General features: G+C 68.5%; 30 protein-coding genes. 14 read left to right on the top strand and 16 right to left on the bottom strand.

Annotated features, from left to right (window positions below; all coding sequences use genetic code 11):
- Complete coding sequence (locus tag ACMW4R_RS10480) at positions 1–216, bottom strand: SCO4848 family membrane protein (RefSeq protein ID WP_418299849.1); 216 nt, start codon at positions 214–216, stop codon at positions 1–3.
- Positions 217–245: 29 nt separating this feature from the next.
- Entirely contained in the window at positions 246–587 is a 342-nt protein-coding gene (locus tag ACMW4R_RS10475) for a TraR/DksA family transcriptional regulator (RefSeq protein WP_418299848.1), read from the bottom strand.
- Between the two features lie 53 nt (positions 588–640).
- Here ACMW4R_RS10475 and ACMW4R_RS10470 point away from each other — a divergent pair, with 53 nt between their 5' ends.
- Positions 641–997 (top strand): DUF2834 domain-containing protein, encoded by a 357-nt coding sequence (locus tag ACMW4R_RS10470; protein ID WP_418299847.1) that lies wholly within the window; start codon positions 641–643, stop codon positions 995–997.
- A gap of 34 nt (positions 998–1,031) precedes the next feature.
- Here ACMW4R_RS10470 and ACMW4R_RS10465 read toward each other — a convergent pair whose 3' ends face one another.
- Positions 1,032–1,892, bottom strand: coding sequence for an SDR family oxidoreductase (locus tag ACMW4R_RS10465; RefSeq protein WP_058597230.1), 861 nt, complete (start codon positions 1,890–1,892; stop codon positions 1,032–1,034).
- A gap of 93 nt (positions 1,893–1,985) precedes the next feature.
- On the opposite strand from ACMW4R_RS10465, the gene ACMW4R_RS10460 reads away from it, so the two are divergent.
- The 3 genes from ACMW4R_RS10460 to ACMW4R_RS10450 are packed head-to-tail and all read left to right on the top strand — an operon-like array spanning position 1,986 to position 4,125.
- Positions 1,986–2,354, top strand: a complete 369-nt coding sequence (locus ACMW4R_RS10460; protein ID WP_058597231.1) for a winged helix-turn-helix transcriptional regulator — start codon at positions 1,986–1,988, stop codon at positions 2,352–2,354.
- Between the two features lie 2 nt (positions 2,355–2,356).
- Entirely contained in the window at positions 2,357–3,415 is a 1,059-nt protein-coding gene (locus tag ACMW4R_RS10455) for an FUSC family protein (protein ID WP_418299846.1), read from the top strand.
- A gap of 56 nt (positions 3,416–3,471) precedes the next feature.
- On the top strand, positions 3,472–4,125 hold the full coding sequence (locus ACMW4R_RS10450; protein ID WP_058615319.1) for an LON peptidase substrate-binding domain-containing protein: 654 nt from the start codon (positions 3,472–3,474) through the stop codon (positions 4,123–4,125).
- A 3-nt stretch (positions 4,126–4,128) separates the two neighbouring features.
- Here the strand turns inward: ACMW4R_RS10450 and ACMW4R_RS10445 are convergent, their stop codons facing one another.
- The 3 genes from ACMW4R_RS10445 to ACMW4R_RS10435 all read right to left on the bottom strand — a co-directional run bounded on the left by ACMW4R_RS10445 (position 4,129) and on the right by ACMW4R_RS10435 (position 5,665).
- A complete protein-coding gene (locus ACMW4R_RS10445; RefSeq protein ID WP_418299845.1) occupies positions 4,129–4,806 on the bottom strand; it encodes an NAD(P)H-binding protein in 678 nt (225 codons plus the stop codon).
- A 1-nt stretch (position 4,807) separates the two neighbouring features.
- Positions 4,808–5,191, bottom strand: coding sequence for a PPOX class F420-dependent oxidoreductase (locus ACMW4R_RS10440; RefSeq protein WP_058595109.1), 384 nt, complete (start codon positions 5,189–5,191; stop codon positions 4,808–4,810).
- Between the two features lie 75 nt (positions 5,192–5,266).
- On the bottom strand, positions 5,267–5,665 hold the full coding sequence (locus ACMW4R_RS10435) for a YchJ family protein (protein ID WP_058595110.1): 399 nt from the start codon (positions 5,663–5,665) through the stop codon (positions 5,267–5,269).
- A gap of 90 nt (positions 5,666–5,755) precedes the next feature.
- Between ACMW4R_RS10435 and ACMW4R_RS10430 the strand changes: the two genes are divergently transcribed.
- Together ACMW4R_RS10430 and ACMW4R_RS10425 are read left to right on the top strand one after the other, a co-directional pair.
- The gene (locus tag ACMW4R_RS10430) at positions 5,756–6,694 is read left to right on the top strand and encodes a hypothetical protein (protein ID WP_418299844.1); all 939 of its coding nucleotides are present in this window, start codon (positions 5,756–5,758) and stop codon (positions 6,692–6,694) included.
- Positions 6,695–6,720: 26 nt separating this feature from the next.
- Positions 6,721–7,641 carry a 5'-3' exonuclease gene (locus ACMW4R_RS10425; protein ID WP_058630077.1) on the top strand — a complete coding sequence of 307 codons (921 nt, stop codon included), beginning with the start codon at positions 6,721–6,723 and terminating at the stop codon, positions 7,639–7,641.
- A gap of 105 nt (positions 7,642–7,746) precedes the next feature.
- Here the strand turns inward: ACMW4R_RS10425 and ACMW4R_RS10420 are convergent, their stop codons facing one another.
- Together ACMW4R_RS10420 and trpD are read right to left on the bottom strand one after the other, a co-directional pair.
- Positions 7,747–8,739 carry a PHP domain-containing protein gene (locus tag ACMW4R_RS10420; RefSeq protein WP_058627761.1) on the bottom strand — a complete coding sequence of 331 codons (993 nt, stop codon included), beginning with the start codon at positions 8,737–8,739 and terminating at the stop codon, positions 7,747–7,749.
- 3 nt (positions 8,740–8,742) lie between these two features.
- Positions 8,743–9,804, bottom strand: coding sequence for an anthranilate phosphoribosyltransferase (trpD, locus tag ACMW4R_RS10415; RefSeq protein WP_058595113.1), 1,062 nt, complete (start codon positions 9,802–9,804; stop codon positions 8,743–8,745).
- Between the two features lie 133 nt (positions 9,805–9,937).
- On the opposite strand from trpD, the gene ACMW4R_RS10410 reads away from it, so the two are divergent.
- From ACMW4R_RS10410 to ACMW4R_RS10380, 7 genes are all read left to right on the top strand, one after another.
- Positions 9,938–10,609 carry a cytochrome c oxidase subunit 3 gene (locus tag ACMW4R_RS10410; RefSeq protein WP_058595122.1) on the top strand — a complete coding sequence of 224 codons (672 nt, stop codon included), beginning with the start codon at positions 9,938–9,940 and terminating at the stop codon, positions 10,607–10,609.
- A 16-nt stretch (positions 10,610–10,625) separates the two neighbouring features.
- The gene (locus ACMW4R_RS10405) at positions 10,626–11,435 is read left to right on the top strand and encodes a c-type cytochrome (protein WP_058595114.1); all 810 of its coding nucleotides are present in this window, start codon (positions 10,626–10,628) and stop codon (positions 11,433–11,435) included.
- Between the two features lie 39 nt (positions 11,436–11,474).
- Entirely contained in the window at positions 11,475–12,533 is a 1,059-nt protein-coding gene (locus ACMW4R_RS10400; protein ID WP_275796966.1) for a ubiquinol-cytochrome c reductase iron-sulfur subunit, read from the top strand.
- On the top strand, positions 12,530–14,368 hold the full coding sequence (locus tag ACMW4R_RS10395; protein WP_058630076.1) for a cytochrome b: 1,839 nt from the start codon (positions 12,530–12,532) through the stop codon (positions 14,366–14,368). Before ACMW4R_RS10400 ends, ACMW4R_RS10395 begins: the two co-directional genes overlap by 4 nt.
- Before the next feature lie 205 nt (positions 14,369–14,573).
- The gene (locus ACMW4R_RS10390) at positions 14,574–14,984 is read left to right on the top strand and encodes a rhodanese-like domain-containing protein (protein WP_058595117.1); all 411 of its coding nucleotides are present in this window, start codon (positions 14,574–14,576) and stop codon (positions 14,982–14,984) included.
- Between the two features lie 101 nt (positions 14,985–15,085).
- Complete coding sequence (locus tag ACMW4R_RS10385) at positions 15,086–15,367, top strand: N-acetyltransferase family protein (protein WP_418299843.1); 282 nt, start codon at positions 15,086–15,088, stop codon at positions 15,365–15,367.
- 9 nt (positions 15,368–15,376) lie between these two features.
- Positions 15,377–15,607 (top strand): GNAT family N-acetyltransferase, encoded by a 231-nt coding sequence (locus ACMW4R_RS10380; protein WP_058595118.1) that lies wholly within the window; start codon positions 15,377–15,379, stop codon positions 15,605–15,607.
- Between the two features lie 126 nt (positions 15,608–15,733).
- Here ACMW4R_RS10380 and ACMW4R_RS10375 read toward each other — a convergent pair whose 3' ends face one another.
- From ACMW4R_RS10375 to ACMW4R_RS10350, 6 genes are all read right to left on the bottom strand, one after another.
- Positions 15,734–16,525, bottom strand: a complete 792-nt coding sequence (locus tag ACMW4R_RS10375) for a PP2C family protein-serine/threonine phosphatase (RefSeq protein WP_058595119.1) — start codon at positions 16,523–16,525, stop codon at positions 15,734–15,736.
- Between the two features lie 4 nt (positions 16,526–16,529).
- A complete protein-coding gene (locus tag ACMW4R_RS10370; RefSeq protein ID WP_013583173.1) occupies positions 16,530–16,946 on the bottom strand; it encodes a cytochrome c oxidase subunit 4 in 417 nt (138 codons plus the stop codon).
- 3 nt (positions 16,947–16,949) lie between these two features.
- Positions 16,950–18,713, bottom strand: a complete 1,764-nt coding sequence (gene ctaD / locus ACMW4R_RS10365; protein WP_043361752.1) for a cytochrome c oxidase subunit I — start codon at positions 18,711–18,713, stop codon at positions 16,950–16,952.
- A 2-nt stretch (positions 18,714–18,715) separates the two neighbouring features.
- Positions 18,716–19,597 carry a cytochrome c oxidase subunit II gene (gene coxB / locus ACMW4R_RS10360; protein ID WP_418299842.1) on the bottom strand — a complete coding sequence of 294 codons (882 nt, stop codon included), beginning with the start codon at positions 19,595–19,597 and terminating at the stop codon, positions 18,716–18,718.
- 165 nt (positions 19,598–19,762) lie between these two features.
- Positions 19,763–20,128 carry an iron-sulfur cluster insertion protein ErpA gene (gene erpA / locus ACMW4R_RS10355; protein WP_013583176.1) on the bottom strand — a complete coding sequence of 122 codons (366 nt, stop codon included), beginning with the start codon at positions 20,126–20,128 and terminating at the stop codon, positions 19,763–19,765.
- Positions 20,129–20,199: 71 nt separating this feature from the next.
- The gene (locus ACMW4R_RS10350; protein WP_363337069.1) at positions 20,200–21,594 is read right to left on the bottom strand and encodes a dipeptidase; all 1,395 of its coding nucleotides are present in this window, start codon (positions 21,592–21,594) and stop codon (positions 20,200–20,202) included.
- A 46-nt stretch (positions 21,595–21,640) separates the two neighbouring features.
- On the opposite strand from ACMW4R_RS10350, the gene ACMW4R_RS10345 reads away from it, so the two are divergent.
- Positions 21,641–22,213 carry a DUF3043 domain-containing protein gene (locus tag ACMW4R_RS10345; protein ID WP_363337071.1) on the top strand — a complete coding sequence of 191 codons (573 nt, stop codon included), beginning with the start codon at positions 21,641–21,643 and terminating at the stop codon, positions 22,211–22,213.
- A gap of 107 nt (positions 22,214–22,320) precedes the next feature.
- Here the strand turns inward: ACMW4R_RS10345 and ACMW4R_RS10340 are convergent, their stop codons facing one another.
- Entirely contained in the window at positions 22,321–23,346 is a 1,026-nt protein-coding gene (locus ACMW4R_RS10340; protein WP_418299841.1) for a quinone-dependent dihydroorotate dehydrogenase, read from the bottom strand.
- 10 nt (positions 23,347–23,356) lie between these two features.
- On the bottom strand, positions 23,357–23,848 hold the full coding sequence (gene nrdR, locus ACMW4R_RS10335) for a transcriptional regulator NrdR (protein ID WP_418299840.1): 492 nt from the start codon (positions 23,846–23,848) through the stop codon (positions 23,357–23,359).
- Positions 23,849–23,856 lie beyond the last annotated feature (8 nt).

Genomic DNA, 23,856 nt, shown 5'->3' with positions numbered 1-23,856 from the left:
TCAGGAGACGAGCGCGGCGATCGCCGCGATCAGCGACGCCAGGGCCAACACGAGCGCCAGACCGATGAGCACGGTGTGCACGATCAGGAACGGCGTCGCCCTGCCCGCGGCGTTCTTCGCGCGCGGGTCCTTCGCGACCCGCAGGTAGAACCGCGGCCACACGACGACGTTGAACACGGCGTTGGCGAACAGCAGCGCGATGAGGACCGGTTCCATCCCTCCAGCCTACGTTCCGCCCGCGCGCGTCACGTCGCGCACGCGATGCATCGCCGGGCGAACGGCCGCGCTTCCAACCGTGCGTCGGCGATCGGCCGACCACAGACCTCGCAGAGTCCGAAGGTCCCGGATGCCACGCGCTCCCGAGCCGCGTCGATCTCGAGCCGCTCCGCCTCGGCGCCCCGGCGCAGAGCGTCGACCTGCGCCCACTCGCCCGACAGCGTCGAACCCTCGGGGTCGTGCTCGTCGTCGGCCGTGGCATCCGCTCGGTCGTGTCGAAGGCTCGCCTCGTCTTCGCGCAAGCGCGAGAGCCGGTGGTCGACCTCGCGCCGCCGTTCATCGAGCATCCGCTCGGCCCGTGCGGCATCCATCCCTCGACGCTAGCCCCCACCGCCGACATCGGCTCTGCGGCAGGATCGGGGCCATGAGCGAGCTTCGACGTCACTGGACTCCGACCGCTGTGCTGTTCCTCGTCCTGGCCCTCGCGGGCCTCGCGGGCACGTGGACCTTCAACGCCCTCGCGATCGTGCAGATGAGGGACTTCCTCGGCGACCTCGTTTCGAGCGGGCCCGCGGTGTCGTCGATCACGGTCGATCTGCTCGTCGTGGCGGTGGCCGGGAGCGTCTTCATCATCGTCGAGGCGCGCCGCATCGGGATGCGATTCGCGTGGATCTACGTCGTGCTCTCCGGCCTCACGGCGTTCGCCTTCACGTTCCCGCTGTTCCTCGCGATGCGGCAACGCCACCTGACCGCACGGATCCATTCCTCCGATCCGGCGTGAGGTGCCGATGATTACGGCACCCCACGCGGTTCGGTCAGCGCGCGGCGAGGCCCGCGCGAAGGCCGTCGACGAGCGGCGTGGTCGGGCGACCGATGACGCGCGACAGGGTCCCGTCGGCCTGCTCGAGGGCGCCACGCGCGATGGCGAGATCCATACCCGCGACGAACGCCGCCGTTCCGGCATCCAGTCCCGCCGCTTCGAGGCCCGCGGTGAGCTGCTCGACGGTCACCGCCGTGTAGGTCACGGGACGACCCACGACCTCCGACGCCGCCTCTGCGAGCTCGTCGTAGTTCCAGGCGACGTCGCCCGACAGCTCGAGGGTCTGCCCGCGCAGCTCGTCGCCGGTCAGAGCGATCGCGGCAGCCTCGGCGTAGTCGCGACGGCTCGCGCTGGCCACACGGGCATCGCCGACCGCCGCGACGATCTCGCCGGTCTCAGCGGCGCGAGCCACGGTGTCGAGGTAGTTCTCGGTGTACCAGTTGTTCCGCAGGATCGTGGCATCCAGCCCCGAAGCGGTGATGAGCGCCTCGGTGGCCTTGTGGTCGGCGCCGAGCGCGTAGTCGACGACATCGTTGCGCGGAGAGCTCGTGTAGACGAGGCGCTCGACGCCCGCGGCGCGCGCAGCCTCCACGACGTTGCCGTGACCCGCGACGCGGTCGGCGTCGGTGCCCGAGATCAGGAGGACGCGGTCCACGCCGTCGAAGGCCGGGGCGAGGGTCTCGGGGCGCGCGTAGTCGAACTCGACGACGCGGATGCCGCGCTCGGCGAGATCGCTCGCCTTGGCGGGGGTGCGGACACCGGCGACGATGTCGGATGCCGCGACGCCGCGCTCGAGCAGAGCGTCGACGACGAGGCGGCCGAGGTGGCCGGAGGCGGCGGTGACGAGGAGGGTCATGGGAGTGTCCTTTCGGTCGGTACGTCGACCACAACGCACTCCCACCCTGCACATTCCGGAATGTCGGTACCCACTTTCTGGTTAGGTACTCACGTGAGCGTCAGTCTTGCGGATATCCGCGCAGAACACCCGGAAGTCTTCTCCGACGGCTGCCCGACGCGCGTCGTCCTCGACCACGTCATGGGCAAATGGGGCATCCTCGTGCTCATGGCCCTGTCGGACGGGACGCAGCGGTGGGGCGTGCTCCGCCGGAACGTCTCGGGGATCAGCGAGAAGATGCTCGCGAGCACGCTGAAGACGCTCGAGGCGGACGGGCTGGTGGTGCGCACGGCCTACCCCGAGGTTCCGCCGCGGGTGGAGTACGGACTGACCGACCGCGGCCGCGACCTCATGACGTACGTTCTTCCCCTCATGGGGTGGGTCGCCGAAAACGCCCCGGCCATCGTGGCCCGACCGGAGTGACCGTGCTCTCGATCCCCTCCCGACTCATGCGCGAGAGCCTGTCGTTCCGGACGAAACGCCGGGTGCCGTTCCTCCAGGTGGCGAAATCCGCGATCGCCACCGTCGCCGCGTGGCTCGTCGCGGGATGGCTGGTGCAGGGGCCCCCGCCGATCTTCGCCGCGATCGCCGCCCTCCTCGTGGTGCAGCCGAGCATCAATCAGTCGCTCACCCGTGCCGTCGAACGCAGTGTCGGCGTCGTCGTCGGCGTGGTGATCGCCTCGCTCCTCGGCATCGCGCTCGGCAGCCCGACCTGGGTGATCCTCCTCTCGGCCGGCGTGGCGCTGGTGATCGCCTGGGCGCTGCGCATGTCGCCCGGGGCGACCAATCAGGTCGCGATCAGCGCCATCCTCGTCCTGGCCCTGGGGACGGCGACGCCGAACTACGCCCTCGACCGCGTGCTCGAGACACTGATCGGCGCGGTGGTCGGCATCATCGTGAACGTCGCCCTGGTCCCCCCGGTGCTCGTCCCGCCGGCGCGAGAGAAGCTCGAGGTCCTCGGCCGTGAGCTCGCGGCGGCCCTGGAGCGTCTCGCGAAAGCGCTCGAAGCGCCCCAGACACCGGCATCCCTCGAGGAACTCCTTCTCGAAGCGCGCCTGCTGCGCCCCGTTCGGGATGCCGCGGCCGCCGCAATCGAGGACGGCGCCGACTCGCTCTCTCTCAACCCCCGGAGCAGTCGCCACCGGAGGGATCTGTTGGCGATGCAAGGCCTTCTGGACCGCTTCACGCCCGTCGTGACGCAGACGATCGGCATGACCCGGGCCGTCTACGACGGCTACGACGCGACGATCGCCGAGGAACCCTCGGTCCGCGCCATCGCCGAGCAGCTGCATCGCGCGGCGCACGACGTCCGTCGCTCCTTCGCCGTCGATACGGGCGCCGACCTTCCGATCGCGGCCGAGGAACCGGCCCTCACCCGGCCGCTGCAGATCCGCGCCCCCTCGGCCGCGCACTGGGTTCTGGTGGGGTCGCTCCTCATGGACCTGCATCGCGTGCACGAGACCTTGCGCGACGACGAAAGCTGATCGGCGAGTTCGCCGCCGGCGACCCCAACGCTCTCGAGCCCTGGTTGACTGGGGTGATGGGTACCGCGATGTTCCCTCTCGGGGCCGTCCTCTTTCCGCACACTCCCCTGGCGTTGCGGATCTTCGAGGAGCGCTACCTCGTCATGCTCGGCCGGCTCCTCGACGAGTCCGACCCGGCATTCGGCGTCGTGCTCATCGAGCGCGGCACCGAGACCGGCGGCGGCGACCAGCGATTCGCGATCGGCACGATGGCCCGGTTGAGCCATGTCCTGCCCGAGGCCGACCAGCTCCAGATCGTCGCCCGCGGCACGGAACGCTTCGAGATCGTCGCGTGGCTCGATGACGACCCCTACCCGCGCGCCGACCTCCGCCGCCTCCCCGACCTCGAGTGGAACGACGCCCTCGCTCCCCTGCTCGACGAGGCCGAGCGCATCGTGCGGCGCGTGCTCGGGCGGGCGGTCCAGTTCGGCGGGAGCCGGTGGGACCCCGAGGTCGAACTGTCCGAGGAGCCGCTCGAGCGGGCATGGCAGCTCGCGGCGATCGCTCCCCTGGGCGAGCTCGACCAGATCGAGCTGCTGCGCTCCGCCACGGCGGGCGGACTGCTGCGCGCCACCATCGACCTCACGCTCGCCGCGGAACCACTGCTGAGCGAGCCCATCCCCGACGGCGTCATCGTGATCGACGACGACACCGACGGGGAAGACGACTGACCGCTACTCCGAACCGACCTCGGTGTCGGCGGAGGGATCCTGGACGATCGCCTCGGCGATGAGCGTGTCGCCCGCACCGAACCGGATGAAGCGACCGATGGTCGCGGACTGCACGAGGACGGCCGCGGCGACCGCGGCGACATCCGCACGCCCGACCTCGGCGGATCCCTGTGGCGCCGTGGTGATACGTCCGGTGGGCGGGTCGAGCGTCAGCGTGCCGGGCCCGAGGATCGTCCAATCCAGATCGCTCGCGCGCAGGTAGTCGTCGGCGGCGAGCTTGGCATCCGCGTAGGCGAAGAACGCGTCGTCGGGCGAGATGCCGTGATCGGGCACGGAGCCGATCCACGACACCATGACGAAGCGCCGGACTCCGGCAGCCCCGGCCGCGTCGACAGCGCGCTGAGCGGCATCCCGATCGACAGCGTAGGTCCGGTCGGCGTCTCCGCCCCCGGCACCCGCCGACCAGACGACCGCGTCGGCCCCGGCGAAGGCCTCCGCGAGAGCGTCGACGTCGGCGCTCTCGACATCGAGGACGAGCGGCGTTCCCCCCGCTCTCTCGACATCCGCCGATTGAGCGGGGTTGCGGATGATCGACACCGCCTCGTCGCCGCGCTCCGACAGCAGCCCGGCCAGGTGCAGGGCGACCTTGCCGTGGCCGCCGATGATCACGATGCGTTCCATGTCACTGTCCTCCGACCTTCTCGACCGACATCTTCAGGATCACCCGGTGCGCCTTGTCGTCCGGCGCCTGCTGTTCGGGATTGCCGTAGCGCTGCCCGAGCCGCACGTAGAAGAGGCCTTCCGGGTCGGCTTCCTCATCGACCAGACGGCCGCGCACCTCGATGTAGCGGTACGGCTGCGCCGGGTCGTAGACCATGAAGCTCATCGAGGGGTTGTGCTGCAGGTTGCGGTACTTCTGCCGCGTCACCGTGTGCGTGAACAGGATGTGCTCGCCGTCGAACTCGAACCACATCGGGTTCACCTGTACCGTGCCGTCGGGTCGGACCGTGCCGAGGGCGCCGTAGTACGGCTCCTCGAGCAGGTCGCGCAATCTTTCCGGGATCATGCGGCTCCTCTCATCGGGTGGGCGGTTCTCGACCCTACGCGCGGCCCCCGACACGCCGCCGCGGGGTTGACGGCCTCATTCGACGTCGCCGTCCACGTACACCCATCGCCCACCCCGGCGGACGAACCGGCTGCGCTCGGACATCACCTGCCGTTCGACACCGCGGCGCCACGCGGCGTGGAACACGACGACGGCGGTGTCGTCGCGCTCGTCCGCTTCGTCGATCGAGAGCCCCTCCCAGACGGTGTCACTGTCGAGATCGAGGTCGTCGGGACGGGTTCGCGGATGCCACGACCGCACGAGATGCGTGAGATCACCGACGACGTAGGCGGTGTAGCGGGAGCGCATCAGCCGCTCCGCCGACGGTGCCGCGGCTCCGTCGAGGATCGGACCGCAGCACCGGCCGAACTCACCTCCCCCGCACGGGCAGGCCGAGGTCGACGACGGGCGCACGCGGGGGGAGCCGAACGACATCCCGCCACTCTAGGTCGAGTCGGCGCACGGACTTTCCACAGGGGTCGCCGCGACTCCCGCGGCCTTCATACGATGGACCGGGGAGGCGACATGACGAATCAGACCGCGAACGGTGGGCGACCGCGGTTCGCCGCGTACGGTCCGGCGTCCGCCGGTTACGGCCCCGGCGCTCCCGTCACCGTCCCTCCCACGATCGGCCCCGCCGCGCCCGGCGCCCCGGCCCCGTGGCCGAGCCCGGGCTCTCCCCCGAACGGTTCCGCCTCCCCGGCCGGAGCGCGACCCCCGCGGCGCGGCCTCGGCATCACGGCGCTCGTGCTCGCGTGCGTGGGAGCGATCGCCGCGTTCACGGCCTCGCCGCTCGCCTGGCTGCTGCTGGTCACCGCACTCGTGCTCGCGATCGTGCACCTGGCGCGCCGCGGCGGTGCCCGCGTGCCCGCGGTGATCGCGATCGTGATCGTCGGCTTCGGCGTCTTCATCGCCCTGATCGCCGCGGTGGTGTCCGGTTTCACCTCCGCGGGCTCGGGTGTCGACTCCGCTCCCGATCCCGAGACCGACACGTACACGCTCGCGCAGCGGCTCGCCCTCCCGCCCGGCCGCGGATCCGAGTCCGAACTGGCGTGGGGCACGGCCCAGACCGTCATCGACTCCGACACCGGCGACGACGTGTGGTCGATTCGCACCCTCGCGCCGATCGACATCACCTCCGAGACGTTCTCGGCATCCGGTTCACTCGTCGCGACCCCGGTCGAGATCACCAACCTCACCGATGAGACCATCGACTCCGACGCGTGGCAGCTGCGGTTCTCGACGAGCTACCGCCTCTCCGACGGCACCTACGCGGACGCGGCCTACGATCCGGCGGTGACCGACCTGTACCCCAGCCGGTACGACATCACCGACGTCGCTCCCGGCGCCACCGTCACCTTCTACGTCGTTCACGACGGCTCCATCGCCGAGGCCGACGAGGGCAGCGTCGAGGTCGGGCTCTACTCCGGTGACATCATCACGTGGACGGCGACCGGCGGCTGAGGCCACCCCGTGTCAGGATGAACGCCGTGACCGATCGCCTGATGCTCCTCGACACCGCGTCCCTGTACTTCCGCGCGTTCTACGGGGTGCCCGACAAGGTCCGCGCCTCCGACGGCACCTCGGTCAACGCGGTACGGGGACTTCTCGACATGATCGCGAAGCTCGTCTCGACCTATCGCCCCACCCACGTCGTGGCGTGCTGGGACGACGACTGGCGACCCGCGTGGCGCGTCGACCTCCTCCCGAGCTACAAGGCGCACCGTGTCGTCGAGGCGGTCGCCTCGGGTCCCGATCGAGAAGAGGCTCCCGATCCTCTCGTCGCCCAGATCCCCCTCATCCGCGAAGCGCTCGCCGTTCTCGGCATCCCCGTGGTGGGAGCGGCCGAGCACGAGGCCGACGACGTCATCGGCACGCTCGCCACTACCGCGCAGGTGCCGGTCGACATCGTGACCGGCGACCGCGACCTCTTCCAGCTCATCGACGACGAGCGCGGCGTCCGCATCGTGTACACCGCCCGCGGCATGAGCAACCTCGAGGTCGTCGACGACGCAGCGGTGTTCGCGAAGTACGGCATCCACGCGGCCCAGTACGCTGACTTCGCGGTCCTGCGGGGCGACCCCTCGGACGGGCTGCCCGGCGTCGCCGGCATCGGCGAGAAGTCGGCCGCCGCCCTGCTCACCGCCCACACCGACCTCGCGGGCATCGCCGCAGCCGCCGAAGCCGGCACGGGCGGGACGCCGGCGCAGCGCGCCAAGATCCTCGCGGCGGCCGACTACCTGGCCGTGGCACCCACGGTGGTGCGCGTCGTGCGCGACCTCGACCTCGGGGTCATCGACGACGCCCTTCGCCCGCGCGACGACGAGCGCACCGCAGCCGCCGAGGCCCTCGCCGAGCGATGGAACCTCGGCTCGTCGATGACGCGCGCCCTGGCGGCTCTGCCGGCGTGACGACGCCCCGCGTGCCGCGAAGCCCCGCATAAACGCGATTCACTCACGAAAACACGAGGACAGCGCGTTTCTGTGCGCCGATCGCGTTTATGCGCGCCGGCGCGGTCATCTCTCCCGCTCGAGCCACGACCGCAACCGCTCGAGCGGCCACGTCGTGACGATGCGGTCGTGAGGCACCCCCGCGGCCTCGGCGCGCGCAGCACCGTAGTCGAGCAGCGACAACTGCCCGGGCGCGTGCGCGTCTGAGTCGATCGAGAACAGGCATCCCTCGTCCAGGGCGATCGCGATCAGCTCGTCCGGCGGGTCCTGACGCTCCGGACGCGAGTTGACCTCGACCGCCACGCCCGAGTCCGCACACGCGGCGAAGACGGCGCGAGCGTCGAACTCCGACGGCGGGCGCGTCCCGCGTGCGCCCTCGACGAGACGCCCCGTCACATGACCGAGCACGTCCACCCGAGGATCGCTCGCCGCCGCGACGAGCCGACGCGTCATGGGCTCGCGCTCCATGCGGAGCTTGGAATGAGCGGATGCCACGACCACATCGAGCTCGCGCAGAAGCGCATCCTCCTGGTCGAGGTCACCGTCGTCGAGGATGTCGACCTCGATTCCCGACAGCAGCGTGAATCCCCCGCCACTCATCCCCCGCACGACCTCGAGCTGTCGGCGTAGTCGCTCGGGAGACAGCCCATTCGCGACGGTCAGGCGCGGTGAGTGGTCGGTCAGGGCCAGGTACTCGTGTCCGAGCGCGCGACCCGCCTCCACCATCGCCTCGATCGGCGTCACCCCGTCCGACCACTCACTGTGGCTGTGCAGGTCGCCCCGCAGCGCGGCACGGAGTTCTTCACCACCGACGGCACCCGCGGTCGCCCGCAGCGCCGCGAGGCGCTCGGGAACCTCCCCGGCCAGAGCCTGCTGGATGACCGCGAACGTGGAGTCGCCGATCCCGGGCCTCCGCCGGAGCCCCGGGTCGCGCAGCTCCGCGTCGCTGAGGCCATCGATCGCCGACGCCGCGGTCCGGAACGCCTTCGACTTGTACCGCGACGCACGCTCCCTCTCGAGCAGGTACGCGATCTCGTTCAGCGCGTCCAGCGGCCGCATGCGTTATTCCGCGAGCTCCCGCGTCGTCGAGATCCAGGCCTCGAGCTTCGCTGAGGCCCGCCCGTCGTCGATCGCCGCAGCGGCATCCGCCATCGCCTCGGCCAGACGCTCGAGGATCGGACGCTGCACCTGCGCGGCATCCTGGAACAACCGGTACGACACGAGTCCGGCCGCGGCGTTCAGGAGGACGATGTCGCGCACCGCCCCGGTCTCGCCGGCGAGCGTGCGCCGCACCACCTCGGCGTTGTGATCGGGCGAGCCGCCGAGCAGGGCATCGATCTCGACGAGCGGGATGCCGAGATCCCGAGGATCCAGGTCGTGCTCGTGGACATCGCCTCTGCTGATCTCCCAGAGCCGGCTGTGTCCGGTGGTCGTCAGCTCGTCGAGACCGTCGTCGCCGCGGAACACGAGCGCCGTCGCCCCGCGTGTGCGGAAGACGCCGGTGATGAGCGGGACCCGATCGAGGTGGGCGACGCCGACCGCGTTCGCCTCCGCACGGGCCGGGTTGCACAGCGGGCCGAGGAAGTTGAACACCGTCGGCACGCCGAGCTCCGACCGGGTCGGCCCCGCGTGACGGAATCCGGGATGGAACGCCGCGGCGAACGCGAAGGTGATCCCCGTGCGATCGAGGGTCTCGGCGACGTGGGCCGGATCGAGAGTGAGAGCGATACCGAGCGACGACAGGACGTCGGAGGATCCGGATGCCGAGCTCGCGGCGCGATTGCCGTGCTTGACCACGGGGACTCCGGATGCCGCCGCCACCACTGCCGCCATCGTCGAGACGTTGACGGTGCCGAAGCGGTCTCCGCCGGTCCCCACGATGTCGAGGACTTCGGCGCGCACCGGGAGCGGGACAGCCGCCTCGAGGATGGCGTCACGGAAGCCCACGATCTCTTCGACCGTCTCGCCCTTGGCGCGCAGCGCGATAAGGAACCCGGCGAGCTGCGACGGGGTCGCCTCGCCCGCCATGACACGCCGCATGGCCCACGTGGATTCCGACACGCTGAGGTCGCGCCCGTCGAGGAGAGACGTGAGGACATCGGGCCAGGAGAAGCGTTCCGCCATGCCATGATCCTTCCACACCGCTCTGCCGCTCTCCGAGCCGTGCGAGACGCGGCAGAAGTCCCGTCACACCGGGGATTCCCCGTGGATTCTTAGGTTTCCCTAAGTCTCGACCGTGGAATATCTCCAGCTCGAGATGGGAATATCGGCCCGTCGGATCGCGCATAATGGAACGGTGACGACCTCAGCGACGTATTCCCAGGCCGTGCGTGCCGTGAAGCGGCCCGACCCGGTCGCCGTGGGCACCATCGTGTGGCTGGGCAGCGAGGTCATGTTCTTCGCCGGCCTCTTCGCCATCTACTTCACTCTGCGCAGCACCTCCGCGTCCCTCTGGGCGCAGGAGACCGAGCTGCTCAACGTCCCCTTCGCGACCGTCAACACGATCATCCTCGTGCTGTCCTCGGTCACGTGCCAGATGGGCGTGTTCGCTGCCGAGCGGTACCAGCCGTACCGCTCCGGCAAGCCGTTCCGCTTCGTCCAGTGGGGAATGGTGGAGTGGTTCTACCTCACGTTCATCCTCGGCGCCGTCTTCGTGTCGGGCCAGGTGTGGGAGTACGCGACGCTGGTTGCCGAAGGCATGCCCATCAGCGCCAACCCCTACGCCTCGGCCTTCTACCTGACCACCGGCTTCCACGCCCTGCACGTGACGGGCGGGCTCATCGCCTTCCTCCTCGTCATCGGCCGTGCCTACGCCGTGAAGAACTTCGGGCGTAAAGAGATGACCACCTCGATCGTCGTGTCCTACTACTGGCACTTCGTCGACGTCGTCTGGATCGCCCTGTTCTTCGTCATCTACTTCCTGAAGTAAGAGAGCAGTACCTCACATGGCACGAGAGAAGAAGCCGCGCCGCGCCTCCGGGCGCCGCAGTCCCCTGGCCGCCGCCGCGCTGATCGGCATCGGCCTCCTCCTCACCGGTGGCGTGTACGCCGGTGCGTCCGCCGCGATGGCCGCGACCGACACCCCGACGAGCAGCGCTTCCTCCGCGACCGCGGTCGAAGAGGGCAAGAAGCTCTTCCAGGCGAACTGCGCGACCTGTCACGGCCTCGACCTCGAGGGCAGCCAGCAGGGTCCCTCCCTGTTCGGCGTGGGCGAGCTGTCGGTGCACTTCCAGGTGTCCACCGGACGCATGCCGCTTCAGGCCCAGGGCCCGCAGGCCCCCCAGAAGCCCGTGCAGTTCACCGAAGAGCAGATCGACGCGATCGCCGCGTTCGTGCAGTCGTCGGCCCCCGGCCCGACCTACCCGAGCGCCGACATCACCGACGGCGAGGGCGACCTCTCCCACGGTGCCGAGCTGTTCCGCATCAACTGCGCGATGTGCCACAACGTCGCCGGCGCCGGCGGTGCGCTGACCGAGGGCAAGTGGGCCCCGGATCTGCACACCGTGACGCCCGTCAACATGTACGCGGCCATGGTCACCGGCCCGCAGAACATGCCGGTCTTCAACGACCTCAACCTCACCCCCGAAGACAAGCGCGACGTCATCTCGTACCTGATGTTCCTTCAGAAGTCCGAGTCCCCCGGCGGATTCTCGCTCGGTTCGCTCGGTCCGGTCTCCGAGGGTCTGTTCATCTGGATCTTCGGAATCGGGGCGCTCATCGCGCTCACCGTGTGGATCACGGCCAAGTCCAACTGACCGTCGTCATCGACATTACGTAAACGCACGAGGAGCACCATGGCACACGAGGAAGACGCACTCGAGCACGAGAGGGCTTCATGGAAGCCCTCCGCCGGGCTCGCCGTCGCGGTTCCCGACCCCGTGGAGAACCCGGGTCTTCCCGGACACCGCCACCGCATGACCGATCAAGACCCGCAGGCGATGAAGCGGGCGGTCCGCACGGTCTACACGCTGTTCTACTTCTCGGTCGCCGCGAGCATCTGGGCGAGCATCGCCTACATGATCTTCCCGATCGAGTCGGGCGCGCTGATCGACATCCGGTACAACAACCTCTTCATCGGACTCGGCATCGGCTTCGCCCTGCTGTCGATCGGTATCGGCACCATTCACTGGGGCAAGTCGGTCATGTCCGACAAGGAGTACATCGAGGATCGCCACGCCACGCGCGGCCGTGACGAGACCCGCGAGGGTGCCGTCAACGTCTTCGTCGAGGCGAACGAGGACTCCGGCTTCGGTCGCCGCGAGATCATCCGCAACTCGCTGTTCGCTGCTCTCGCTGCCTCGATCATCCCGGGCATCACCCTGTTCCGTGGTCTCGCACCTCAGGACGAAGACCCGGTGAAGCTGCTCAGCCACACCATGTGGAAGGAGGGCTCGCGCCTGTCGCACGACCCCTCCGGTCGCCCGATCCGTGCAGCCGACGTCACCCTCGGCTCGGCCTTCCACGTGATCCCGGAAGAGCTCGCGGGCCTCGGCCACGACGAGGGCTACCTCGAAGAGAAGGCCAAGGCCATCGTGCTGCTGATGCGTCTGCAGCCCGAGCAGCTGAACCCCGAGACCAACAAGATGGACTGGACGTACGACGGCATCGTCGCGTACTCGAAGGTCTGCACGCACGTCGGCTGCCCCGTGGCGCTCTACGAGCAGCAGACCCACCACCTCCTGTGCCCTTGCCACCAGTCGCAGTTCGACGTCGCCAACGGTGCGGCCGTCATCTTCGGCCCGGCCGCCCGTCCCCTGCCGCAGCTCCCCATCACCGTCGACGCCGAGGGTTACCTCGTCGCGAAGAGTGACTTCCACGAGCCCGTCGGCCCCAGCTTCTGGGAGCGCAAATGAGCATCGGTACTCATCCCACCGAGAACGTCACGACCGAACCCGCCGTCTCGTCCGGCCCGCAGCCGGGGGGACGCGACGGTAAGCCGCTCGGCGGCCGTTTCGTCGGCGCTGCGGCGAACTACCTCGACGAGCGCACGAGCATGTCGGGCATCGTCAAAGAGCTCGGCCGCAAGATCTTCCCCGACCACTGGTCCTTCATGCTGGGCGAGATCGCCCTGTGGAGCTTCGTGGTCGTGCTGCTGTCCGGCACCTTCCTGACGTTCTTCTTCCAGGCGTCGATGGTCGAGACGCACTACAACGGCGCCTACGAGCCCATGCGCGGTATCGCGATGTCCGCGGCGATGGAGTCCGCGCTGCACATCTCGTTCGACCTGCGCGGTGGACTCCTGGTCCGTCAGATCCACCACTGGGCCGCCCTGGTGTTCGTGGCCGGCATCGGCGTGCACATGCTGCGCGTCTTCTTCACCGGTGCGTTCCGCAAGCCGCGCGAGCTCAACTGGGTCGTCGGCTTCATCCTCTTCATCCTCGCGATGGCCGAGGGCTTCACGGGCTACTCCCTCCCCGACGACCTGCTCTCGGGTAACGGCCTCCGCATCATCGACGGCATGATCAAGGGCCTCCCGATCATCGGCACCTGGACCTCGTTCCTGCTGTTCGGCGGCGAGTTCCCCGGTACCGCGATCGTCGGCCGCCTGTACACGCTGCACATCCTGCTGCTGCCGGCCATCCTGGTCGCGCTGCTGGCGGTGCACCTCATGCTGATGATCATCAACAAGCACACGCAGTTCGCCGGCCCCGCCCGCTCGAACAGCAACGTCGTGGGCTACCCGATGCTCCCGGTGTACGCGTCGAAGATGGGTGGATTCTTCTTCATCACGTTCGGTGTGATCGTCCTGATCGCCGCGCTCGTGACGATCAACCCGATCTGGAACTACGGTCCGTACGACCCCTCCCCCGTCTCGGCCGGTACGCAGCCCGACTGGTACATCGGCTTCGCGGACGGCATGCTGCGCCTCATCCCGCCGCACCTCGAGTTCGTGCTCTGGGACCACACGTGGTCGTGGAACATCATCATCCCCGTCGGCGTGCTGGGACTGTTCATCGTCCTCGTGCTCGTCTACCCCTTCATCGAGGCGTGGATCACCGGCGACACCCGCGAGCACCACATCGCACAGCGCCCCCGCAACGCGGCGACCCGTACGGCCATCGGCGCCGCCGGCGTCACGTTCTACGCGGTCATGTGGGCGGCGGCTTCGTCCGACATCATGGCCACGCACTTCCACCTCACGATGGAAGGCGTCATCCACGCGCTTCAGGCGCTGCTCATCCTCGGCCCGATCCTGGCCTACTTCGTCACCAAGCGCATCTGCATCGCTCTGCAGAAGAAGGACCGCGAGATCGCGCTGCACGGGTACGAGTCGGGTCGCATCGTCCGTCTCCCCGGCGGCGAGTACATCGAGGTCCACCAGCCCGTCGACGAGTACGAGCGCTGGAAGCTGATCGACAACGAGACCTACGAGCCGCTCGTGGTCCGGCCCAACGACAAGGGCGAGATCCCCTGGTACTCGAACTTCCGTGCCGGCGTCTCGCGCTGGTTCTTCGAGGACCGTCTCGCTCCGCTGACTCAGGCCGAGGTCGACGCGGCGGTGGCACACCAGCACCACGAGCTCGACCACATCGATCACGAAGAGGCCGACGAGATCGCGGGTGCGAACGCCCGGGCCGACGAGGATGGTCGTCCGCACATGGCGATCGGTGAGCGCGCCGAAGTCGAGCTCCCCGCTCCGAAGGGTCTCGAGGAGAAGAACCGCCCTCACGACGACAAAAGCGAGTAATCTCCCCCACGAAACCCCGGTGCTTCGGCACCGGGGTTTCGTCATTCTCCGGCACCGTTCCCCACGCGGGCCAGCTGCGGACGAGCGTCTGACGCACCTCGGAGGACGGAGGCGGTGCCCGCGGGTGAGTGCATTGGCAGGATGCCACGGGTGAGTGGCATCCCGCCCCTCTCGGCGTGCGGGCTCGCCGTCGTACCGTGTGCGTATGACCAGCATTCAGGAGTATTTCGCCGCCCGGCTCGCCGCGGAGACCGACCCCTCCGACGTATACGCGGCGCAGAAGGCCGGAGATCGTTTCGTCCTCGTCGACGTCCGAGGCGACGATGCATGGCAGCAGGGCCGCATTACCGGCGCCGTGCACCTCCCCTACCGTGACATCGCCGACCGCGCGCCCTTGGAGATTCCGCTCGACATGCCCGTCGTCGTGTACTGCTGGAGCCCCGGATGCAACGCGGGCCAGAAGGGCGCGCTCGCGTTCGCGTCACTCGGCTACACCGTTCGCGAGATGATCGGGGGCTACGAGTATTGGGTCCGTGAGGGCCAACCCTTCGAGAACGATGAGGGGCCCTGCGAGCGGGTCTTCGACCCCACGGTCATGGTCGTACGCTCGAACTGAGAGGGTGCCGGGCGCCGACGCTCGCGCTCCACCCGATAGGGGGCCAGCACGGTACCGTCGGGGGACGCTCCGCGAACGCGGAAGAGAGAGGAACGCGAAGCGTGGCACGATCTGCGGACATCCGGCCGGCCACGGTTGACGATGCTGGCGGGATCGCGATCGTCCATGTCGCCTCCTGGCAGACCGCCTACCGCGGTGTGATGCCGGACCACGTGCTCGATGGGCTGTCCGTCGAATCGCGCGCAAACGGGTGGCTGCAGATCATCAACGACCCGAACGCGACGGGCCGCACGATCGTCGCGGACCGCGATGGCGACATCGTCGGGTGGGCGTCCTTCGGACCCGGGCGCGACGAAGGAGCGTCGGACGAGGGCAAGCGCTGAAGGCTCTACGTGCACCCGTCCGCATTCGCGATCGGGGTTGGGCATGCGTTGATCTCAGCCGCCCAACAGGCACTCCGCGAGGACGGGTACGCCTGCGCCGATCTCTGGGTCCTGGACGGGAACGAGCGCGCCGCCGAATTCTCCGAGAATCACGGATGGAACGAAGACGGCGACGTCGAGGTCGACGAGCGCCAGACGATGAGACTGCTCGAGCGGCGACGGGTTACGTCCCTCATCTGACATCGTCAGCGCCGAACTTCTCGGCGCCGAGCAGGTCGGCCCGGCCGTAGCCGACGAGCGATCGAACCGGCGGCTCGGGCCCTCGGAGCGACAGACCGTCGTCAGAGCTGTGAAGCGAGTAGACTCTCAGGCCGTCTCGACGTCCTCGGCGAACCACCGCGCCGCAGACCCCGAGAACACCGGCTCGCTCACAATGGGCTGCTCGTCATCGACGACATCGCAGACGACGACCGTCACGTTGTCGCGCGTGCCCGCCTCGAGCGCGAGCGCCACGGCGGCGGCGGCTGCGGAGCGGGGATCATCGGCTTCCGCGATCAGACGCGCGACGTCCGCCTCGGGCACGTAATCGGTGAGCCCGTCGCTGCAGAGAACCCAGCGATCGCCGACCACCGGCGGCCGCTCGGCGACCGATACGACGTCGCCCTCGGCTCCGCCCAGCGAGGCGGTGATGATGTTGCGGCGAGGATGAGCGGCTGCGGCCTCGGGCGGGATGATCCCGTGGTCGACCAATGCCTGCACGTAGGAGTCGTCGCGTGTCTCACGGGTGAACTCGCCGTCGCGCAGCAGATAGGCACGGGAATCACCGGTGTGGGCGAGGAGCAGCTGACCATCGGCGCCGAGGAACACGCCCGTGAAGGTCGTCGCCATGCCGCGGAGCGCCGGGTCACGTTCGACGTGGGCGCGAATATCCCAGTTCGCCTCGCGTATACGGACGAGGAGACCGTCCGCGTCGATCGCACTCCCCCGCGTCGCCACCAGGCGATGAATGAGCGCGGCCGAGGCGAGATCGCCCGAAGGGCCACCGCCGACGCCGTCTGCCACCGCCGCACCCCAGGACGCCACGAACGCGGCGTCCTGGTTGGTGGGACGATGGGCGCCGGCGTCGGAGACGGCGGCCGTATTCAGCCGAAGGGGCACAGGATCAGCGGGCGAAGTACCCGCGGTAGTACTCGTACACCCAGCCCACGATCGCAACCACAAAGACCATGAACCCGATGGGAACCATCCAGCTCCCTACCGCGAGGCCGATCACAGCGATCGCCGCCGACGCGGCGAGCACGATGGGCCACCACGACCACGGGCTGAACTCGCCCATCTCGGGGTCGCCGTCATCGATGTCAGCGGTCAGCGTGTCTTCGGGGAGCTCGCCGTTCTGCGCCTTGAGCACACGACCCACGTAGAAGGCGATCATCGACGACATGAGGCCGAGGAAGACGAGGGCCACGGTTCCTACCCACTCGACACCACCGTGCTGGATGAGGCTCCAGACCGTGTAGACCGCGGCGATGAAGAATCCGAAGCCCGCGAGGAGCCACCAGAGTCCGACATTGGTACGCATCGTTTACTTGACCTCTCCAGCGGCCGCGTCGACGACGGGCGTGTCGGGGGCGTCCTTCGCCGGGCCCACGCCGACCGGGATACCGGCCTCGGGGTGGTTCAGGTCGAAGGCGGGGCGCTCGCTACGGATGCGCGGGATCGAGGTGAAGTTGTGACGCGGCGGCGGGCAGGACGTCGCCCACTCGAGCGAAGCACCATAACCCCACGGGTCGTCGACCGTCACACGAGGAGCCTTGCGGGCCGTGATCCAGACGTTCAGCAGGAACGGGATCATCGACGCACCGAGGATCATCGAGCCGATGGTCGAGAGCTGGTTCTCCCAGGTCCATCCGTCGGCCGCGGCGTAGTCCGCGTAGCGACGCACCATGCCGTCGACGCCCAGCCAGTGCTGGATGAGGAAGGTCATGTGGAAGCCGATGAACAGCATCCAGAAGTGCACCATACCGAGACGCTCGTTCAGCATCTTGCCGGTCCACTTGGGCCACCAGAAGTAGAAGCCCGCGAACATCGCGAAGACGACCGTGCCGAAGACGACGTAGTGGAAGTGCGCCACGACGAAGTACGAGTCGGACAGGTGGAAGTCGAGCGGGGGCGACGCGAGGATGACACCGGTCAGGCCGCCGAAGACGAACGACACGAGGAAGCCGAGTGCGAACACCATCGGCGTTTCGAACGTGACGGATCCCCGCCAGAGCGTGCCGATCCAGTTGAAGATCTTCACGCCGGTCGGCACCGCGATGAGCATTGTCATCAGGGCGAAGAACGGCAGGAGCACTCCACCCGTGACGTACATGTGGTGCGCCCACACGGCCACCGACAGGGCGGCGATCGCGATCGTCGCGTAAACGAGGGTCTTGTAACCGAAGATCGGCTTGCGGCTGAACACCGGGAAGATCTCGGAGACGATACCGAAGAACGGCAGCGCGATGATGTACACCTCGGGGTGACCGAAGAACCAGAAGAGGTGCTGCCAGAGGAGCACGCCACCGTTCTCAGGGCTGTAGATGTGAGCACCCAGCACGCGGTCGGCGGCGGCGGCGAAGATGGCCGCGGCGAGCACCGGGAAGGCGAGGAGGATCAGGATGCTCGTGATGAGGGTGTTCCACGAGAAGATCGGCATGCGCCACATGGTCATACCGGGGGCGCGCATCGTGAGGATCGTGGTGATGAAGTTCACCGCACCGAGGATCGTGCCGAAACCGCTGATGCCGAGGCCCAGCATCCAGAGGTTGCCGCCGACACCCGGCGAGAAACTCGCGTTGGCGAGCGGCTGATAGGCGAACCAACCGAACCCGGCCGCACCCTGCGGGGTGAGGAAGCCGGAGACGGCGATCGTCGATCCGAAGAGGAACAGCCAGAAGGCGAAGGCGTTCAGGCGCGGGAACGCCACGTCGGGCGCACCGATCTGCAGCGGCAGCAGCGCGTTCGCGAAGCCCGCGAACAGCGGCGTCGCGAACATGAGCAGCATGATCGTGCCGTGCATGGTGAACAGCTGGTTGTACTGCTCTTTGGTCGGGATGATCTGCATGCCGGGCTCGAAGAGCTCTGCACGGATGATCAGCGCCATCACGCCACCGAGCATGAAGAAGATCACCGAGGCGATCAGGTACATGTACCCGATGGTCTTGTGGTCGGTGGAGGTGATCCACTTGACGACCAGGTTGCCCTTCTGTTCGACACGCGAGGTGCTGAGCAGAGCGGCTTGACGCGGAGGGAGGGTCGTCGGGCGGGAAGTGCCCTTCTCCTGAAGCGGAAGCGTCGTGGCCATGATCACTTGTTCCCTTCGGCGCCGGCCGTCGTGAGGTTCTGCAGGCGCGACAGATCACTGATGTCGCCGACGTCACCGGCGCTGCGGAGCGACTGAAGGTAGTCCTCGTACTCCGCGTCGCTGACGACCTTGACGTTGAAGAGCATGGCGGAGTGGTACTCGCCGCAGAGCTCGGCGCACTTGCCTTCGTACGTGCCCTCGCGGGTCGGAGTGAACGACCACTCGTTGTCGCGGCCGATGTACATGTCCTTCTTGTACAGGAAGTCGATGATCCAGAACGAGTGGATCACGTCGCGCGACCGGAGGTCGATCTTGACCTTCTTGTTGACCGGGAGGTAGAGCGTCGGCACGTCCTCGAGGTCGTAGCCGTCGGCCGTGGCCGTCGCCTGGACGCCCATCGAGTACACGGCGTCGGAGTTGTCTTCCTTCGTGCCGTTGTACTGGAAGTCCCAGGCCCACTGCTTGCCGTACGCGGTGATCGAGACGTCGGGGTCTTCGTACTGCGTCTCGAGCGTGTTCTGGTCACGCGCCGTGAAGGCGAAGAAGCCGACGACGAGGATCAGCGGGACGATCGTGTAGAAGATCTCGACCGGCATGTTGTAGCGCAACTGCACCGGGAGGCCCGACTGCCCCTTGCGGCGGCGGTAGGCGATGACCGCCCAGAGCATGAGACCCCACGTGATCACGCCGACTGCGAGCAGCACGATCCAGGAGTTGACCCACAGACCGGCGACCATGTCGGTGTGGTTGGTGGCAGGCGTGCCGTCATCGACGAAGCCGGGGAGGAAACCGTGCAGCTGGGTCGTGGTGCAACCGGACAGAAGCGCGACGGACGCGATCCCGAGGGGAAGCGCAGCCCAGCGGAGGCGACGTTTGGAGGGCACAGTGCACCTTTCCGGGTCGTGGATGAAGCTTTGACAGTCTACGGCAACCTCTCACCGTTCTCAGGCCATTCGTCCAGTGCCGAGACATCGAGAACCCCCGGATTCCACGGTGTGATCCGTGGTTCCGGGGGTCCTCGAAAGACGCTCGCGGACGGCGCGCCGAGCTCAGTGGAAGCTGTCGCCGCACGCGCAGGAGCCCTGCGCGTTGGGGTTGTCGATCGTGAAGCCCTGCTCCGAGATCGTGTCCTTGAAGTCGATGCTCGCGCCGTCGAGATACGGCACGCTCATGTCGTCGACGATGACCTCGACGCCGTCGAAGTCGACGACCTTGTCGCCGTCGAGGTAACGCTCGTCGAAGTAGAGCTGGTAGATGAGGCCGGAGCAACCGCCCGGCTGCACGGCGACACGGAGACGCAGGTCGTCGCGGCCTTCCTGCGACAGCAGGCTCTTGACCTTGTCGGAGGCGGCCGCGGTCAGGCCCACGCCGTGCTCGCGGGTGTCGGCGGCGGACGACAGTGTGGTGTCGGTCATGGCGATGCCCTTCGGTTGATCGGTCGCGGGGACGAGACGATTCTACGCCCGTCGCGCCCCCGCGGCCTCGTTCAGACGGTACGCGCGTTCAGGCGCGTCAGCAGGAGAGCTTCCGACACCACCGCGTTGCGGAACGTGTCCAGGTGCAACGACTCGTTGGGGCTGTGCGCCCGGGCGTGAGGATCCTCCACCCCCGTGACGAGGATCTGCGCCGCGGGGAACTCTCGGACGAGGTCGGCGATGAAGGGGATCGAGCCCCCGATCCCGACGTCGACGGACTCGACGCCGTACCCCTCGGCGAACGACGCGCGGGCGTCCTCGACCGCCCAGCCGCTCGTGTCGACGAGGAACGCGTCGCCGCAGTCGACGTCGCTGAACTCCAGGTGGGCTCCGAACGGCGCATGGGCGCGGAGGTGCGCTTCAATCGCGGCGTACGCGTCCTCGGCGCTCTGGCCGGGAGCGACGCGAGCGCTGATCACGACGCTCGTCTCGGGTGACAGCGTGTTCGACGCCGACGCCACGGGCGTGGCATCCCATCCGGTGATCGTCACCGAGGGCTTGTTCCAGATGCGGCTCAGGATCGAGTCGCGCCCGATGGGGCTGACTCCCTCGAGCAGGCCCGACTCCGCGCGAAGCGTGGACTCGTCGTACGCCGGGGTCTCCGCCTCGCGGACGTGGAGGCCCTCGACCGCGACGGCACCGTCGTCGTCCCAAAGCGTCGCCAGGAGCTTCACGGTGGCGAGCATGGCATCCGGGACCGCTCCGCCGAGCATCCCCGAGTGGGAGGCGTGCTCCAGGGTCCGCACCGTCAGCGTGAAACGGGCATTGCCGCGAAGCGACACGGTGAGGCCGGGCGTGCGGTCGTCCCAGTTGCCCGAGTCGGCGACGACGATGACGTCGGAGCGCAGCACGTCGGCGTTGTCGGCCAGGAACTGGGCGAAGGAGCGGGACCCGTACTCCTCCTCGCCCTCGATGAAGACGGCGATCCCGAGGTCGAGGTCGTCGCCGACCACCTCGGCCAGCGCGCGGATGGCGGCGACGTGGGCCATGACGCCGGCCTTGTCGTCCGCCGCGCCTCGACCATACAGACGTCCGTCGCGCACGGTCGGTTCGAAGGGCGGCGAATCCCACAGCGCGTCGTCACCGGGGGGCTGCACGTCGTGGTGCGCGTACAGCAGCACCGTCGGGCGGCCGTTCCTCGCCGGACGAGAGGCGAGCACCGCGGGCTGGCCGAGTTCGTCGGTGCCCGGGATCGCGGCACGCTTCACCTCGACCCGATCGAACATGCCCGTTCCGCGGAACAGGTCGGCCACGGCATCCGCGCTCTTCTCGAGGGCGGACTGATCGAAAGCCGGCCAGGCGATCGAGGGGATGCGCACGAGGGCTCCCAGATCGGCGAGGGCGGAAGGGATGCCGGCGGTCGCGGCGTCGCGCACGGCATTCTGCAAGGACACATCGGGGGTCATGCGGGTAATCTTAAATCTCCCGATCAGCGAGCTCTCGAGGTTTTCCGTGGCAAAGTCCCCCGCCCCCGCCCCCAACGACACCCCCGTCGACCCGACGGAGATCGGTTCGGGCAAGGGCCGCGCGACGCCCTCGCGGGCCGAGCAGGAAGCCGCGCGCAAGCGCCCGCTCGTCCCCGACACCAAAGAGGCCAAGGCTCGCGCCCGCGCCGAGCTGGCCGCTCAGCGCGAGAAGGCCCGTGTCGGCATGGCCGCCGGCGAGGAGCGCTACCTCCCCGTCCGCGACAAGGGTCCGCAGCGTCGGTTCGCCCGTGACTTCGTGGATGCCGGCTGGCACCTCGGCGAGGGCGTCATGCCGTTCATGCTCATCGTCATCCTGCTGACGGTGCTTCCGGTGCAGTTCTTCCAGTACTGGGCGTTCGTCGCCCTCTGGATCTTCATCCTCTTCGTCATCGGCGACATGATCATCACGTCGATCCGCGTGAAGCGCGCCGCGAAGGACAAGTTCGGCGAGAGCAAGCTCGAGAAGGGCCTCGGATGGTACGCGGCGATGCGCACCGTGCAGATGCGCTTCATGCGCCTGCCCAAGGCCCAGGTCAAGCGCGGGCAGTACCCCGTCTGACGCGCGGAGTTCTTCACGAAGCGGCGTGCCCTCGGGCGCGCCGCTTCGTCGTTCCCGCCGCGACGTCGTTCCCGCCGCGACCTCGGAAGCCGGAGCGAGATCGACGGTCAGCGGTGGCGCGCGAGACCGCGGTTGATCTGCCGACCCCACAGCGGACCCCGATAGAGGAAGCCCGTGTAGCCCTGGACGAGGTTCGCGCCGGCCGCGAGGCGCTCGCGCACGTCTTCGGCGGTCTCCACTCCCCCGGCCGAGATCACGACGAACTCGGCGGGGACGGCCGCTCGCACCAGGCGCAGCACCTCGGCGGCGCGCGCCTTCAACGGGGCGCCCGAGAGGCCACCCGCTCCCGCGGCCTCGACCGTGGCGGCATCCGTCGAGAGTCCGGTCCGCGCGATCGTCGTGTTCGTCGCGATGAGGCCGGCCAGACCCGCGTCGACCGCAAGTCGGGCGATGTCCTGCACCTCGTCGTCATCGAGATCGGGGGCGATCTTCACGAGGAGAGGCGTCGAGCCCGCGGCATCCCGAACCGCCGTCAGCAACGGCCGCAGCGTTTCGACGGCCTGCAGACCGCGCAGCCCCGGGGTGTTGGGCGATGAGACGTTGACGACGAGGTAATCGGCCAGCGGCGCGAGCAGGCGCGCGCTGCGCACGTAGTCGGTGGTCGCGTCTTCGACGGCCACGACGCGGCTCTTGCCGATGTTGACGCCGATCACGGGGCGCCGGCGCGCCCGTCGGAGTCGCCGGAGCTTCGCTGCGGCCGCGACGGCTCCGTCGTTGTTGAACCCCATGCGGTTGATGACCGCGCGATCGGCCACGAGGCGGAACAGACGCGGCTTCGGGTTGCCCGGCTGGGCGAGCGCCGTGACCGTCCCCACCTCGACGTGCCCGAAGCCGAGCGCACCGAGCCCGCGGACCAGGGTGACGTTCTTGTCGAACCCCGCCGCCACGCCGAACGGCGAGTCGAAGCGAAGTCCGAGCGCATCGACCCCCTGGTCGGACGCCGGCGCGGTCACACGACGGACGACGGATGCCACGGGCTCGACGCCCGCGACACGGATGACGAGCGCAGCGAGGTGATGGGCGAACTCGGGGTCGAGACGCGTGAGGACCGTGCGGAAGAGAAGGGGATACATCCCCGCCAGGCTACTGGACGTCGTCCGTGGTACTGCTCGCAGACACCTGACGGTGGGCGTGGTCGGCGCGCAGCTGCGCGATCGCGACGTCGAAGTCCTCGAGAGACTCGAACGCCTGGTAGACGCTCGCGAACCGGAGGTAGGCGACCTCGTCGAGCTCGCGGAGTGGACCGAGGATCGACAGCCCGATCTCGTTCGCGTCGATCTGCGACGACCCGGTCTGCCGAATGGCCTCCTCGACCTGCTGCGCGAGCACGGCGAGGTCGGCGTCGGTGACGGGTCGTCCCTGGCACGCCTTGCGCACGCCCGACATCACCTTTTCGCGGCTGAACGGCTCGACGACCCCCGAGCGCTTGATGACGTTGAGGCTCGCGGTCTCGACGGTCGAGAAGCGCCCGCCGCACTTCGGGCACTGCCGACGACGGCGGATGCTGAGACCGTCGTCGCTCGTGCGCGAGTCGATGACGCGGGAATCGGGGTTCCGACAGAAAGGACAGTGCATGCTCTCGC

Origin of the sequence: Microbacterium sp. S1037, from assembly GCF_048381605.1 — a bacterium.
Classification (GTDB): domain Bacteria; phylum Actinomycetota; class Actinomycetes; order Actinomycetales; family Microbacteriaceae; genus Microbacterium; species Microbacterium testaceum_B.
The sequence above is the reverse complement of the archived record's forward strand: the minus strand, read 5'-3'. Positions and strand labels throughout refer to the sequence as shown.

Bases quoted from the DNA above. Each gene is read 5' to 3' on its own strand.
- ACMW4R_RS10440 (WP_058595109.1), bottom strand. From the start codon at position 5,191: ATGATCCCGGAAAGATTGCGCGACCTGCTCGAGGAGCCGTACTACGGC.
- erpA (WP_013583176.1), bottom strand. From the start codon at position 20,128: ATGACCGACACCACACTGTCGTCCGCCGCCGACACCCGCGAGCACGGC.
- ACMW4R_RS10410 (WP_058595122.1), top strand. From the start codon at position 9,938: ATGGGAATATCGGCCCGTCGGATCGCGCATAATGGAACGGTGACGACC.
- ACMW4R_RS10465 (WP_058597230.1), bottom strand. From the start codon at position 1,892: ATGACCCTCCTCGTCACCGCCGCCTCCGGCCACCTCGGCCGCCTCGTC.
- ACMW4R_RS10480 (WP_418299849.1), bottom strand. From the start codon at position 216: ATGGAACCGGTCCTCATCGCGCTGCTGTTCGCCAACGCCGTGTTCAAC.
- ACMW4R_RS10350 (WP_363337069.1), bottom strand. From the start codon at position 21,594: ATGACCCCCGATGTGTCCTTGCAGAATGCCGTGCGCGACGCCGCGACC.
- ACMW4R_RS10395 (WP_058630076.1), top strand. From the start codon at position 12,530: ATGAGCATCGGTACTCATCCCACCGAGAACGTCACGACCGAACCCGCC.
- ACMW4R_RS10475 (WP_418299848.1), bottom strand. From the start codon at position 587: ATGGATGCCGCACGGGCCGAGCGGATGCTCGATGAACGGCGGCGCGAG.
- nrdR (WP_418299840.1), bottom strand. From the start codon at position 23,848: ATGCACTGTCCTTTCTGTCGGAACCCCGATTCCCGCGTCATCGACTCG.
- ACMW4R_RS10340 (WP_418299841.1), bottom strand. From the start codon at position 23,346: ATGTATCCCCTTCTCTTCCGCACGGTCCTCACGCGTCTCGACCCCGAG.
- trpD (WP_058595113.1), bottom strand. From the start codon at position 9,804: ATGGCGGAACGCTTCTCCTGGCCCGATGTCCTCACGTCTCTCCTCGAC.
- ACMW4R_RS10420 (WP_058627761.1), bottom strand. From the start codon at position 8,739: ATGCGGCCGCTGGACGCGCTGAACGAGATCGCGTACCTGCTCGAGAGG.
- ACMW4R_RS10405 (WP_058595114.1), top strand. From the start codon at position 10,626: ATGGCACGAGAGAAGAAGCCGCGCCGCGCCTCCGGGCGCCGCAGTCCC.
- ACMW4R_RS10470 (WP_418299847.1), top strand. From the start codon at position 641: ATGAGCGAGCTTCGACGTCACTGGACTCCGACCGCTGTGCTGTTCCTC.
- ACMW4R_RS10450 (WP_058615319.1), top strand. From the start codon at position 3,472: ATGGGTACCGCGATGTTCCCTCTCGGGGCCGTCCTCTTTCCGCACACT.
- ACMW4R_RS10445 (WP_418299845.1), bottom strand. From the start codon at position 4,806: ATGGAACGCATCGTGATCATCGGCGGCCACGGCAAGGTCGCCCTGCAC.
- ctaD (WP_043361752.1), bottom strand. From the start codon at position 18,713: ATGGCCACGACGCTTCCGCTTCAGGAGAAGGGCACTTCCCGCCCGACG.
- ACMW4R_RS10400 (WP_275796966.1), top strand. From the start codon at position 11,475: ATGGCACACGAGGAAGACGCACTCGAGCACGAGAGGGCTTCATGGAAG.
- ACMW4R_RS10430 (WP_418299844.1), top strand. From the start codon at position 5,756: ATGACGAATCAGACCGCGAACGGTGGGCGACCGCGGTTCGCCGCGTAC.
- ACMW4R_RS10370 (WP_013583173.1), bottom strand. From the start codon at position 16,946: ATGCGTACCAATGTCGGACTCTGGTGGCTCCTCGCGGGCTTCGGATTC.
- ACMW4R_RS10435 (WP_058595110.1), bottom strand. From the start codon at position 5,665: ATGTCGTTCGGCTCCCCCCGCGTGCGCCCGTCGTCGACCTCGGCCTGC.
- ACMW4R_RS10390 (WP_058595117.1), top strand. From the start codon at position 14,574: ATGACCAGCATTCAGGAGTATTTCGCCGCCCGGCTCGCCGCGGAGACC.